Raw genomic sequence first — 13,293 nt, 5'->3', positions numbered from 1 at the left:
ATACTGGGTGGCGTCAGTTAGCCTGATCTGCTCGACCAGATCATAGTCAAGGTCATAGAGACGCAGCTCTAGGTTGAAAAGCCAGTTGCCAAGTGCCGTTACTGCCTCGACTGCCTGAATGAGCGCATAGGTTGCTACAAGCTGGGTGTCGCTGGCTGGGTGATTGATCTCTAAGACGCCTCGAATGACTCTAGGTAGTGAGGTCGCTTCGGAAAAACAAACGTGCTGATCAATCACGCTTCGAAGATGAAACATCTTCGTCGTAGTTGATTCTGCGCAGTCAGCGTAGCGGCCGTCCTCTAGCCAGTAGGACATCGCGTTGTCGATGCAGTGAAACGCATCGCTAAAGCGTTCGGAGAATTGGTGATACAGCGACAACGTGCGAACAGCGATTTCAACATCGTCGAGGTCCCAAAGTAGGCAGTCGACATCCACACCGGCGATTTCTAGTTCTATGCCGTACTCAATGTCCATTGAGTTCTCCCCGACGCCCCGAGGCCAGTGGGCTAACGCAGCGGTTTTCGGAAGGAAACGCGGATGCCAGCAGGGTTGCGGGTGTGGCCTTTCTGTAACACGACTGCTCGATGTAACACGTGGTGCTCAGAAGTTTTTCAGTGCGTGTAACGCTAAATATATTCAATAAAAACAACTGTTTATAGGTTTGCGTAACACGGGTAACACCCGTAACACCATTTGTTAGGGGGTATAGGGTGAATTGCTTCACACGGGCTTCCCAAATTGACCTTGCACTACATTTCCGGCCACAAGGGAATCAAGATAATCGGCGTACCACTGCATCATCACTCTGCGCTGAGGGAGGTACACCGCTTTGTTATAGACCCCGGCGATCCCCTCCTTTGCATGAGAGAGCTGTGCCTCAATGTGATTCTCATCGAAACCCTGCTCACTGAGTATGGTACTCGCGATGTGACGAAAGCCGTGGCCTGTTTGCCGACCGGCATATCCCAGTCTGCGGAGCGCCATTAGAAAGACGGTGTTGCTACGGGGGATTGTCCTGTCTTTCCTGCCTGGAAATAGGAGAGGGTACGCACCTGTCAGTGTTCGTAACTCAGTGAACGCTTCGATTGCCTGTCGAGAGAGAGGCACCACATGTTCGCGACGGCGTTTCATTCGCTCGGCTGGGATCGTCCACAGCTTTTTGGAGAGGTCGATTTCTGACCAGCGTGCTTCTCGGATTTCGCTCGGGCGCGATGCTAGTAAGGAAAGCAAGCGAAGCCCTATACGAACGTCCTTTGCGTGAGGGTAGGAGTTGATCGCTCTAAGTAGCGCAGGCAGCTCTTCAATCGAAACGTGTGCATAGTTTTCAGCGCTACGTGATTGCAGGAATTTGCTGAGACCTTCAAGGGGGTTGTGGACGGCTCGTCCTGTTACGCGGGCCAGGTCATAGATCTCTTTGCAAAAGGCACGAACTCGGCCCATTTGTTCAATGATCCCCTTCTGCTCCATGCCGCGTAGAAACTCCATCCATTCCAGGGGCAATATTTCTGTGTACACGCGTTTTCCGAAGACGGGGAACACATGAAGCTCAAGTGCGCCAAGTACCCGTCGAGACGTACCTGATTCCCAGCTTGTGCGTCTGGCCTCAAACCACTCGCGCCCTAACGCTTCAAAGGTGTTGTTGGCAGCAACCTGGTCTGCAACCTTCCGAGCCTGCTTGCTCACCAATGGATTTTTGCCGGTCGATGCGTCTTCACGCAGTTGAGCTGCTTTCTGTCTCGCCAATGAGCCACTGATTTCCGGGTAGCCGCCGAGACCCAGCCAAGACCATTTTCCGTCTGGCTTTTTGTAGCGCAGCTCCCATGATTTCTGCCCGTTAGGTTTCACCCGGAAGTACAGGCCATTCCCGTCCTGCTCCCGATACGTTGTTTGCTCAGGCTCCAGGCCTGCAAGCGTGGTGTCTGCTAAGGGGCGGCGTTTGATTTCAGTGCGCTTCACTTCCTGTATGCCTCCAGTTATAGGAATCTCAAAGCATACACGTGGGCATACACGGCGGGAAGTTATAGGAGTAGACAGGGACGGATAGCCAGAAACAAGAAAGCCCGCACAGGGCGGGCTTCTTGGGGTGTTTAGTAGACTGTCTGAGACAGCCCGAGACTGCTATGTGGTGCACCCGGCGGGATTCGAACCCACGACCCCTGCCTTCGGAGGGCAGTACTCTATCCAGCTGAGCTACGGATGCTTGTGCGGGCGACATCATACCCATGTCGTCCTTGGGCGTCCATGCCGGTCTTTGGCCGTTTGTGGGTAGGAATTGGCTGCACAGAGGCCCTGCGCCGGGCGCCGGTGGTCGATGGGGTGGAACGCGGCCGAATCACGCTGATCAGAAAGATTCGGCAAATGCGCCGTTTTCGTTCTTTTTTTCGAACAGACTATTGCCCTGTACCCCCATTGATCCTAGGATTCGTTTGAGATTTCAAACGCTCTGTCTCCCGTGCGCTCTTTCATTCTTGCCGCGCGCTGGGGCTGATTTCCCTGACGGCAGCCCACAAGGCGCCTTTCAACAACTCTAATTCGCTCCGCGTGCGCGCGGTGCTGTTAAGGAAAGCCGACATGCAGCTCAAAGATACCCAGTTGTTCCGCCAACAAGCCTTTATCGATGGCGCTTGGGTCGATGCGGACAACGGTCAAACCATCAAGGTCAACAACCCGGCCACGGGCGAAATTCTCGGCACCGTGCCGAAGATGGGCGCCGCCGAAACCCGCCGCGCTATCGATGCCGCCGACAGGGCGCTGCCGGCCTGGCGTGCGCTGACCGCCAAGGAGCGCGCGAACAAGCTGCGCCGTTGGTTCGAGCTGCTGATTGAAAACCAGGACGACCTCGGTCGCCTGATGACCCTGGAACAAGGCAAACCGCTGGCCGAAGCCAAGGGCGAAATCGTCTACGCCGCTTCCTTTATCGAGTGGTTCGCCGAAGAAGCCAAGCGCATCTACGGTGATGTGATTCCCGGCCACCAGCCCGACAAGCGCCTGATCGTGATCAAGCAGCCCATCGGCGTGACCGCTGCTATTACCCCGTGGAACTTCCCGGCCGCGATGATCACCCGTAAAGCCGGCCCGGCCCTGGCCGCCGGTTGCACCATGGTGATCAAGCCGGCTTCGCAAACGCCGTTCTCGGCCCTGGCCCTGGTTGAGCTGGCGCACCGCGCCGGTATCCCTAAAGGCGTGCTCAGCGTGGTCACCGGCAGTGCCGGCGACATCGGCGGCGAGCTGACCAGCAACCCGATCGTGCGTAAATTGTCCTTCACCGGCTCCACCGAAATCGGTCGCCAGCTGATGGCCGAATGCGCCAAGGACATCAAGAAAGTCTCCCTGGAGCTGGGCGGCAACGCGCCGTTTATCGTGTTCGACGACGCGGACCTGGATAAGGCCGTCGAAGGCGCGATCATTTCCAAATACCGCAACAACGGCCAGACCTGCGTCTGCGCCAACCGCCTGTACATCCAGGATTCGGTGTACGACGCGTTCGCCGAGAAGCTCAAAGTGGCTGTGGCCAAACTCAAGATCGGCAACGGTCTGGAAGACGGCACCACGACTGGCCCGCTGATCGACGAAAAAGCCGTGGCCAAGGTTCAGGAGCACATCGCTGATGCCCTGAGCAAAGGCGCCAAGCTGTTGGCCGGTGGCAAGGTGATGGAAGGCAACTTCTTCGAGCCGACCATTCTGGTCGACGTGCCGAAAAATGCCGCCGTGGCGAAGGAAGAAACCTTCGGCCCATTGGCGCCATTGTTCCGCTTCAAAGACGAAGCCGAAGTGATCGCGATGTCCAACGACACCGAGTTCGGCCTGGCTTCCTATTTCTACGCCCGCGACCTGGGCCGTGTGTTCCGTGTGGCTGAAGCCCTGGAATACGGCATGGTCGGCGTCAACACGGGGTTGATCTCCAACGAAGTGGCGCCGTTCGGCGGCATCAAGGCGTCGGGCCTGGGCCGTGAAGGCTCCAAGTACGGGATCGAGGATTACCTGGAAATCAAATACCTCTGCCTGGGCATCTGACCGGCAAGAGCTTGCAGCAAACGCAGAGGGCACGAGAGCGCTGACCCTTTGCGTGTTTCACACCGTTATTCGTAGTGGCCGGGAAAGCTGTGGCAGTCGATCATCGCATGCTGCCGTAGTTGCCTCCCCGCCACGTATTCCTTGGACCACGCCACCCGATGAGTGGCGAATGAGGACTTTATGAGCAAGACCAACGCATCCCTGATGAAACGCCGCGAAGCCGCTGTACCGCGCGGTGTTGGCCAGATTCACCCGATCTTTGCTGAATCCGCGAAGAACGCCACCGTGACCGATGTTGAAGGTCGCGAGTTCATCGACTTCGCCGGCGGTATCGCTGTGCTGAACACCGGCCACGTGCACCCGAAAATCATCGCCGCTGTGACCGAGCAACTGAACAAGCTGACCCACACCTGCTTCCAGGTTCTGGCCTACGAGCCTTACGTGGAACTGTGCGAAAAAATCAACGCCAAGGTGCCAGGCGACTTCGCCAAGAAAACCCTGCTGGTCACCACCGGTTCCGAAGCGGTTGAAAACGCCGTAAAGATCGCACGTGCCGCCACTGGCCGTGCCGGCGTGATCGCCTTCACCGGCGCCTACCACGGCCGCACCATGATGACCCTGGGCCTGACCGGCAAAGTCGTGCCGTACTCGGCCGGCATGGGCCTGATGCCAGGCGGCGTATTCCGCGCGCTGTTCCCGAACGAACTGCACGGTGTGAGCGATGACGACGCCATCGCCAGCATCGAACGCATTTTCAAAAACGATGCCGAGCCGCGTGACATCGCTGCCATCATCATCGAGCCGGTGCAGGGCGAAGGCGGTTTCTACGTCGCGCCTAAATCCTTCATGAAGCGCCTGCGCGAACTGTGCGACAAGCACGGCATCCTGCTGATCGCCGACGAAGTGCAAACCGGTGCCGGCCGTACCGGTACCTTCTTCGCCATGGAGCAGATGGGCGTCGCCGCCGACCTGACCACCTTCGCCAAATCCATCGCCGGCGGCTTCCCGTTGGCCGGTGTGTGCGGCAAGGCTGAATACATGGACGCCATCGCCCCAGGCGGCCTGGGCGGCACCTACGCCGGTAGCCCGATCGCGTGCGCCGCTGCATTGGCGGTGATGGAAGTGTTTGAAGAAGAGCACCTGCTGGACCGCTGCAAGGCTGTTGGCGAGCGCCTGGTGACTGGCCTCAAAGCCATTCAAGCCAAGTACCCGGTAATCGGTGAAGTGCGTGCCCTGGGCGCGATGATTGCGGTCGAGCTGTTCGAAGGTGGCGACAGCCACAAGCCGAACGCTGCTGCCGTCGCCTCCGTGGTGGCCAAGGCGCGTGACAAGGGCCTGATCCTGCTGTCCTGCGGCACCTACGGCAACGTGTTGCGCGTACTGGTCCCGCTGACCTCGCCAGACGAGCAGTTGGACAAAGGCTTGGCGATCATCGAAGAGTGTTTCTCCGAGCTGTAAGCGGAACCTGATTTGATCGACAGAAAAAACCCGCCTCGGCGGGTTTTTTTGTGCCCGATGCAGCACATTCAGGCCGTGTTCATTGTACGTAGGCAGCGTGATTGTCTAAGGTTGCAGCATTGCCGATGGAGCGTGCTGGATGACTGCTGTTGATTTACCGGCTGTACCCCGAGTGTTGATTGCCGAGGCGGACCCTTGGTCGCGGGATCTGCTCAAGCAAGTGTTGTTGAATGTGCGCTGCGACGCACGGCTGGATGTGTGTGCTGATGGGCAGCAAGCAGCCACGCTGTTGCGAGAAAAAACCTACGACCTGATTCTCGCGGATTGGGAGCTGCCGGGCGTCGATGGCTTGAGCCTGCTGCGCAGCGTGCGCCAGAAGCGCCGTTCGCTGCCCTTTATTCTGTTGAGCAGTCGTAATGACAGCGCCAGCGTGCGCGAAGCCTTGCCCCTGGCGCCGACGGCGTACCTGACCAAACCACTGAACATGGAAGGCCTGACCCAGCGCCTGCAAGACCTGCTGCTCAACGAAGGCGAAAGCGTGTACTGCGAAATTGCGCCGCTGGCGCCGGGAATGACGCTGCCGGTGTTCCTGGAGCGCCGCCGCGAAGCCTCTGACGGCGCGCCGTTGCGCGTGGATGTAAAAGACGCCGTAGAGCACAGCCTCACGCCGGATGGCCTGGACCTCGGATGCCTGGAAGACCAGGTGCGCATGGACCCGCAAATAACGGCCGTATTGATCGCCGCCGCCAACAGCGCCGGCCATCACGGCACGCCGGTGCAAACCCTGTCCGCCGCGCTGCACACACTGGCAGCCGGGCAGAGCATGAACCTGATTCTGGGCCTGGCCCTCAAGCACAACGTGGTGCTGGGCGACCCGGCGCTGGTGGCCTATGCCGAGCGCCACTGGCAACTGTCCCAAGACACTGCCGACTATGCTCGCCGCCTGGCGCGCATGCTGGAGCTGGACCACGAGCGCTGCTACAGCGCCGGCATCCTGCATCGGTTGGGCGACTTGGCGTTGTTGCGCTGCCTGGAAGACTGGCGCCAGGGCGGCGGGGCGTTGGATGACGAAGCAATTGGCGAGTCTCTGGCTACCTACGGTGCGGCCTATGGTTCGGCATTGCGCGCGCGTTGGCGTTTGCCGTTGGAGCTACGCCAGTTGATTGCGTCGATCTATTCACTCGAAGGCGGGGTGTATTCGCGAGAATCGCTGGTGATGAACCTGGCAGCGCAGATGGCGCGGCTGACCGAGCGTGAAGGGTTGGAAGAGCTGGCCGGCAGCAAAACGGCGCGCTTGCTGAGGGTCGGGTTGTCGGAGTTGACTCGGGTACGCAAGGCCTAGCCAGCAACGAGGTCACGTGTGGGAGCCGGCCCGCTCCCATCGTTGAGTGCCGTTAACTCGCTATGACGCGGTTCTTGCCTTGGCGTTTGGCCTCGTACATCGCCGCATCCGCGCGCGCAAACAGGCTGTCCAGAGACGCATCTTCTTCGCGCAGCGTAGCCAGGCCCTGGCTGACGGTGACGGTAAATTGCCGCCCTTCGTAGCTGAAACTCAGCGCCTGGATTTCCTTGCCCAACCGCTCGGCCACTTGCAACGCCATGTGCGGCGCACAACCGGGCAGCACGGCGGCGAATTCTTCGCCACCGATGCGCCCGAACAGGTCGCCACGGCGCAGTACGCTGCGACCGCTCTCGGCGATACGCCGCAACACCTGATCGCCCTCCAGGTGGCCGTAACTGTCGTTGACCTCTTTGAAGTTATCAATGTCCAGCAACAGGAACGCCAGCGTTGTGCCCTGGGCGCAGGCGCTGTCGAAGGCCAGGTTGGCGCATTCGAAAAAGTGCCTGCGATTGCTGCTCTGGGTCAGTACGTCGGTGGTGGCGAGTCGGTGCAGTTCCAACTCCATCTGTTTCTTTTCGGTGATGTCTTCGGCCATGCCGACCACGATCACCGGCCTGCCGGGCTCGACCTGTTGATTGATATAGCATTTGTCGCTCAACCAGCGAATCTGCCCGTCGGCGGTAATGATGCGGTACTCGCGGTCCTCCACGGCGCCTTGCTCCAGCACGCGAGCGAGGCTGTATTCAGCGTAATCGAGGTCTTCGGGGTGAACGCTGTTGCGCCATTCGCGATGGTCGGCCAACAGCAGACCGGCCGGACGGCCAAACACTCGCTCGTAGGCCGGGCTCACGTACAGCACTTGGCGCGTTTCCCAGTCGATGGCCCACAGCACGGCATTCACGCTGACCAGCAGTGAGCTGAGCAGTTGCTCGCGCTCACTCAGCCGCTCGACTTCACCCTGGGCGTGCATGAGCGCCAACAAGGTTGCCGCCGCGGCCGGGCGGGCAGGCTCAGCTGTGGGGGCATCGGGCAAGTAAGGCTTTTCGTGAACCATCGGTACAACTCTCTCTGGGCGCGCCGCAGGATGGAGCAGCGGTCACTACAAGGGGTCACCATGATGGCGAAGTGTTCTTTGAGAGAGGGGAATTGCGGTGAAGTTCCATGAACAGGCTGACTAAGAAATGACGTCAGAAACCGGTTGTAGGCCGATTTTCGCGGTGAATAGGCTGGTTTTGGTGATTAGTTTTACGGTGGGGAGGGTGCTTGCTGTGGCGAGCGGGCTTGCCCCGCGTTGGGCTGCGAAGCGGCCCTGAAACCTGACGCTGCGGTTTATCAGCAGAAATGCGATGGCGTTTATTGGGGCTGCTTCGCAGCCCAACGCGGGGCAAGCCCGCTCGCCACAGGGAGCCCGCCTGCCAAGGCCAACCCGCCTATCACGGCAAGCCCGCTCACTTGAGCGGGCTGTGAATGCTCGATCAGGCCGCTGCAGGACGCAGCGAATAGGTCTTCAGCTGGTGGGCAAAATCGCGCAGGGACTGAATGCCGCTGGCCTCGGCCTCGTGCACCCATTCCTTGATCGCAGCCAGCATGTCGTGGCCATTGGAGCTGGTTTTCAGCCAGATCTGCTGCAGCGCCAGGCGCTTCTCGTAGATCACGGTGAGCGCATGGCTGTGTTCCAGCAGGCTCTGGATACGCACGTGGTGGCGGTCATCCAGCAAGCTGGTTTCACGCGACAGCAGACGTTTGGCACGGTGGAACTGATGACGCACCGAGTGATCGACCTTCTCCAGCTCTTGCTTAACCAGCGGGCCGATCACCAACTTGCGGTACTGGGCCATGATCTGGAAGCGGTTGTTGAGGATCGCCATGGCGGTGTCCATGTCCAGATGGCCTTTGCCTTCGACACGGTGGGCGATGGGGGCAACGCGCTGCACCTTGGCCAGGCGCAGGAAGCTGAAGACTTTGATCCACGCCCAACCCAGGTCGAACTCCCACTTCTTCACCGACAGCTTGGCCGAATTGGGATAGGTGTGGTGATTGTTGTGCAGCTCTTCGCCGCCGACGATGATGCCCCACGGCACCAGGTTGGTCGCCGCGTCACGGCATTCGAAGTTGCGATAGCCCACGGCGTGCCCCAGGCCGTTGATCACGCCGGCAGCCCAGAACGGAATCCACATCATCTGGATCGCCCAGATGGTGATGCCGATGGTGCCGAACAGCATCAGGTCGATGACGCCCATGATCGCCACGCCCAGCAGCGGGTAAGGCGTATAGATCTTGCGCTCGATCCAGTCGTCCGGGCAGTTCTTGCCATAGATGCGCAAGGTCTCTGGGTTTTCGGCTTCAGCACGGTACAGCTCGGCGCCTTTGCGCAACACGGTGGACAGGCCTTTGACGACCGGGCTGTGCGGGTCGTCGACGGTTTCGCATTTGGCGTGGTGTTTGCGGTGGATGGCGGTCCACTCGCGGGTGTTCTGCGCCGTGGTCAGCCACAGCCAGAAGCGGAAGAAGTGTTTCAGGCCGGCATTGAGCTCCAGGGAGCGATGGGCTGAATAGCGGTGCAGATAAACCGTGACCCCAACGATGGTCACGTGGGTCATCAACAGAGTGACTGCCACCAGTTGCCAGGCTGACAAGTCAAGAAAACCGTTGTACCACATAGGCTGTATGGCCCTCAGATAAAGAAAAAAGCAGCTCACGCATTATCACTAAGCCTACAGAGAAAACCAGCCGCCCTTTCAGATAGAAGTGACTGGATGTTTCTTATTCTATAATCCGCAGCCTTTGTAGGGCGATTTTGTTTTTTGGTAAGGATTACTGACCATATGCTGTTTTCATACCGAGGTGCCCTGCGTGTGGGGCTGGTATACCTGCTGGTTTCCATTGCGTGGCTCCAGCTCAGCCATCATCTATTGATCGACTTTCTCGATGACCCTCGAGAATTGGAACGCTGGCTGCAGGTGCGCGGCTATGTCTGGGTGGGGCTCAGCGCGCTCACCCTGTCTCTGATTTGCGCCCGTTTTGCCCGTGCTCACCAGCTGCAGCAGCCCCTGAAAGAAAACCGCGAGCGCCTGCGCCAGGCGGCTGCCGTGTTCGATTGCACCCGCGAAGGCGTGCTGGTCACCGACGCCCAAGGGTTGATCGTGCACGTCAATCGGGCGTTTATCGAGATCACCGGCTATCGTCGCGAAGACGTCATGGGCGAGCGACCAAGCTTGTTCAAGTCCGGGCGCCATTCGTCGAATTTTTATCAACAGATGTTCCAGACCCTTGAACGCACCGGCGAATGGAGCGGCGAAATCTGGAATCGGCGCAAAAGCGGTGAAATTTATCCACAGTGGCAAACCATCCGCGTCATCCAGGATGACCAAGGCAAGGTCAGCCATTACGTCGCGGTGTTTTCCGATATCAGCGCGATCAAGGATTCCGAGCACGAACTGGCGCACCTCGCCCATCACGACCCGCTCACCGACCTGCCCAATCGCCTGCTGTTCACCGACCGCGCCGAGCAGGCGCTGGCCTCGGCGCAAGTGCACAAACGCGGCTGTGCCTTGCTGTTGCTGGACCTGGATCACTTCAAGATCATCAACGACAGCCTCGGCCATAACGTCGGCGACCAGTTGCTCAAGGCGGTCGGCGAGCGGCTCAAGGGGCTGTTCGGCCCCGGGGTGACCCTGGCGCGCCTGGGCGGCGACGAGTTCGCCGTGCTTGCCGAAAGTTGTCCACAGGTGGTGCAGGCCGCCGCCCTGGCCCAGCGCATGCTCGATGCGATGAAGCAGCCGTTCATCTTTGACGGCCACCAACTGTTTATCAGCGCCAGTATCGGTATCAGCCTGTTCCCCAGCGATGCCCTGAGCGCCCAGCAGTTGCTGCGCAATGCCGATTCCGCGCTGTTCAAGGCCAAGAGTGCCGGGCGCGAAAGCTACGCGCTGTACACCGAAGAGCTGACCGCCCATGCGCAGAACCGCGTGGAAATCGCCAGCGAACTGCGCCGCGCCCTCGACCAGCAGGAGCTGCGCGTGTATTACCAGCCGGTGCACAACCTGCAGGGCAGCCGCCTGATCGGCGTCGAAGCGCTGGTGCGCTGGCAACACCCGGAGCGCGGTCTGGTGCCACCGGGCGATTTCATCCCCATCGCCGAACGTACCGGGCTGATTGCCGACATCGACGCCTGGGTCATGGACCAGGCCTGCCGCCAGATGTGCCAATGGCTGGCCGATGGCGCGCCGCTGAGTTTTATCGCGGTGAATGTCTCCAGTCGACTGTTTGCCCGGCGCGAGCTGTACGAGCAAGTCGCTCAGGTGCTGCACGCCACCGGCCTCGATCCGGCGTTTCTTGAGTTGGAGGTCACCGAAAGCGCGGTGATGGATGATCCGGAAGTGGCCCTTGAGCAGCTGCACCGCCTGCGTGAGCTGGGCTTGCGCCTGGCCATCGACGACTTTGGCACCGGCTATTCGTCACTGCTGCGCCTCAAGCGCCTGCCGGTGCAGAAGCTCAAGATCGACCAGGGCTTTGTCGCCGGGCTGCCATGGGATGAGGACGATGCGGCGATTGTGCGCGTGGTAATCGCCCTGGCGAAAAGCATGGGCATGCAGGTGCACGCCGAAGGCATCGAGCAAGTGGAGCAGGCGCGGTTCTTGTTGGAGCAGGAATGCGATATGGGGCAGGGGTATTGGTTCGGGCGGCCGATGCCGGCACAGGAGATTGATTGGCATCGGGCACCTGCTATCAGAACCTGAAATACGATCAAATGTGGGAGCGGGCTTGCTCGCGAAGGCGGAGTGTCAGTCAATACATGTGTGGCTGACCCAACGCATTCGCGAGCAAGCCCGCTCCCACATTTGGATCTGTTCCCGGCTTATTTTCGGGGTGAGCGCCTAAAAATCCTTCGCAACCCCACGTCCTGCCAGAAAATTCTTTCTGGTTATATAAACATTCTTAAATAGTATTTTTAAGAATATCCGCGCTTATCTACTATCGCCCTCACGCCGCAAGCAGTGCCGCCACTGCCAGGCACTATTCATTTCAGGAGCGAGACCATGAGCGCATCTCTACGTAGCGTCGACGGCCAGGACGAAGCAGCCATTTTGCGTGAGATCCAGAGCGCCTTGCGCGACCTGCGGTTTGGCGCGGTGGAAATCACTGTGCATAACGCCCAAGTGGTACAGATCGAACGCAAGGAAAAATTCCGTTTGCAGAACCCGGGTAACAAACCGAGCTGAGCAACAACGGCGACTCGCATGCTAGACCCGCAACTATAAGAAAAAGCCAACACCCAGAATTTCAGGAGCCTTCTATGTCGTCGATTCGCCGTTACGCCCTGGCCGCACTGGCCAGTGCCGTGTTTGCCGGTTCCGCTGTTGCCAAAGACTACGAGCTGCTCAACGTCTCGTATGACCCGACCCGTGAGCTGTACCAGGACTACAACGCTGAGTTCACCACCTTCTGGAAACAGTCCCACCCAGGCGACAACGTCAAGATCCAGCAATCCCACGGCGGCTCGGGCAAACAGGGCCGAGCGGTGATCGACGGCCTGCGCGCCGACGTGGTGACCCTGGCCCTGGCCGGCGACATCGACGAAATCGCCAAACTGGGCAAGACCCTGCCGGAAAACTGGCAAACCCGCCTGCCGGACGCCAGCACGCCCTACACCTCGACCATCGTGTTCCTGGTGCGCAAGGGCAACCCTAAAGGCATCAAGGATTGGGGCGACCTGATCAAGAAAGACGTGTCCGTGATCACCCCGAACCCGAAAACCTCCGGCGGCGCCCGCTGGAACTTCCTCGCCGCCTGGGCCTACGGCCTGAAAGCCGGTGGCAGCGAAGCCAAGGCCCAGGAATACGTGAAAGAGCTGTTCAAGCACGTGCCGATCCTCGACACCGGCGCGCGCGGTTCGACCATCACCTTCGTCAACAACGGTCAGGGTGACGTGTTGCTGGCCTGGGAAAACGAAGCGTTCCTGGCGCTGAAAGAAGACGGCGGCGCCGACAAGTTCGACATCGTCGTACCTTCGCTGTCGATCCTCGCCGAGCCGCCAGTGGCCGTGGTCGACAAGAACGCCGAGAAAAAGGGCAACACCGAAATCGCCACCGAATACCTCAAGCACCTGTACAGCCCGGCTGGCCAGGAGATTGCGGCGAAGAACTTCTACCGCCCACGCGATGAGAAAGTCGCCGCCAAATACGCCCAGCAGTTCCCGAAACTGGACCTGGTGACTATCGACAAAGACTTCGGCGGCTGGAAAACTGCCCAACCGAAATTCTTCAATGACGGTGGCGTGTTCGACCAGATCTACTCGGCGCAGTAAGCCAAATTAAACTGTAGGAGCCAGCTTTCTGTGGGAGCCGGGCTTGTGTGGGAGCTGGCTTGCCTGCGATAGCATCACCCCGGTGTGACTGACACACCGAGGTGCCTGCATCGCGGGCAAGCCCGGCTCCCACAGACAGAGCCAGCTCCCACACAAGCTCGCTCCTATAGTG

9 protein-coding genes, 1 tRNA gene and 1 pseudogene are annotated in these 13,293 nt (G+C 59.6%); 6 read left to right on the top strand and 5 right to left on the bottom strand.

Features of this window, described 5'->3' with window-relative positions:
* From L8K08_RS28165 to L8K08_RS28155, 3 genes and pseudogenes are all read right to left on the bottom strand, one after another.
* Positions 1 to 474: pseudogene (locus L8K08_RS28165) on the bottom strand (hypothetical protein); the annotation flags it as partial.
* 246 nt (positions 475 to 720) lie between these two features.
* Positions 721 to 1,956 (bottom strand): tyrosine-type recombinase/integrase, encoded by a 1,236-nt coding sequence (locus tag L8K08_RS28160; protein ID WP_242201462.1) that lies wholly within the window; start codon positions 1,954 to 1,956, stop codon positions 721 to 723.
* Positions 1,957 to 2,123: 167 nt separating this feature from the next.
* Positions 2,124 to 2,200 (bottom strand) — tRNA-Arg (locus L8K08_RS28155).
* A gap of 371 nt (positions 2,201 to 2,571) precedes the next feature.
* Here L8K08_RS28155 and gabD point away from each other — a divergent pair.
* From gabD to L8K08_RS28140, 3 genes are all read left to right on the top strand, one after another.
* Positions 2,572 to 4,014, top strand: coding sequence for an NADP-dependent succinate-semialdehyde dehydrogenase (gene gabD, locus L8K08_RS28150; protein WP_242201460.1), 1,443 nt, complete (start codon positions 2,572 to 2,574; stop codon positions 4,012 to 4,014).
* Positions 4,015 to 4,194: 180 nt separating this feature from the next.
* Positions 4,195 to 5,472 (top strand): 4-aminobutyrate--2-oxoglutarate transaminase, encoded by a 1,278-nt coding sequence (gene gabT / locus L8K08_RS28145; protein ID WP_106577350.1) that lies wholly within the window; start codon positions 4,195 to 4,197, stop codon positions 5,470 to 5,472.
* 139 nt (positions 5,473 to 5,611) lie between these two features.
* Complete coding sequence (locus tag L8K08_RS28140; protein WP_242201457.1) at positions 5,612 to 6,814, top strand: HDOD domain-containing protein; 1,203 nt, start codon at positions 5,612 to 5,614, stop codon at positions 6,812 to 6,814.
* 52 nt (positions 6,815 to 6,866) lie between these two features.
* Here L8K08_RS28140 and L8K08_RS28135 read toward each other — a convergent pair whose 3' ends face one another.
* Both L8K08_RS28135 and desA read right to left on the bottom strand, forming a co-directional pair.
* Positions 6,867 to 7,868 (bottom strand): sensor domain-containing diguanylate cyclase, encoded by a 1,002-nt coding sequence (locus tag L8K08_RS28135; protein WP_145159695.1) that lies wholly within the window; start codon positions 7,866 to 7,868, stop codon positions 6,867 to 6,869.
* A 421-nt stretch (positions 7,869 to 8,289) separates the two neighbouring features.
* Positions 8,290 to 9,474, bottom strand: a complete 1,185-nt coding sequence (gene desA / locus L8K08_RS28130) for a delta-9 fatty acid desaturase DesA (RefSeq protein WP_242201455.1) — start codon at positions 9,472 to 9,474, stop codon at positions 8,290 to 8,292.
* Between the two features lie 165 nt (positions 9,475 to 9,639).
* On the opposite strand from desA, the gene dibA reads away from it, so the two are divergent.
* The 3 genes from dibA (at position 9,640) to L8K08_RS28115 (ending at position 13,121) form a co-directional block, all read left to right on the top strand.
* Positions 9,640 to 11,553: a phosphodiesterase DibA gene (gene dibA, locus L8K08_RS28125; RefSeq protein WP_242201453.1), complete on the top strand. Its 1,914-nt coding sequence runs from the start codon at positions 9,640 to 9,642 to the stop codon at positions 11,551 to 11,553.
* Between the two features lie 300 nt (positions 11,554 to 11,853).
* Positions 11,854 to 12,036: a sulfur starvation response protein OscA gene (gene oscA, locus L8K08_RS28120; RefSeq protein ID WP_003170956.1), complete on the top strand. Its 183-nt coding sequence runs from the start codon at positions 11,854 to 11,856 to the stop codon at positions 12,034 to 12,036.
* Between the two features lie 74 nt (positions 12,037 to 12,110).
* Complete coding sequence (locus L8K08_RS28115; RefSeq protein WP_106577355.1) at positions 12,111 to 13,121, top strand: sulfate ABC transporter substrate-binding protein; 1,011 nt, start codon at positions 12,111 to 12,113, stop codon at positions 13,119 to 13,121.
* Positions 13,122 to 13,293: the final 172 nt, after the last annotated feature.

Origin of the sequence: Pseudomonas sp. TREG-RG-20F-10-E-6-01 (genome assembly GCF_022662455.1) — a bacterium.
Lineage (GTDB): Bacteria > Pseudomonadota > Gammaproteobacteria > Pseudomonadales > Pseudomonadaceae > Aquipseudomonas.
Note: the sequence above shows the minus strand (reverse complement) of the source record. Positions and strands in the feature narration are given on the sequence as shown.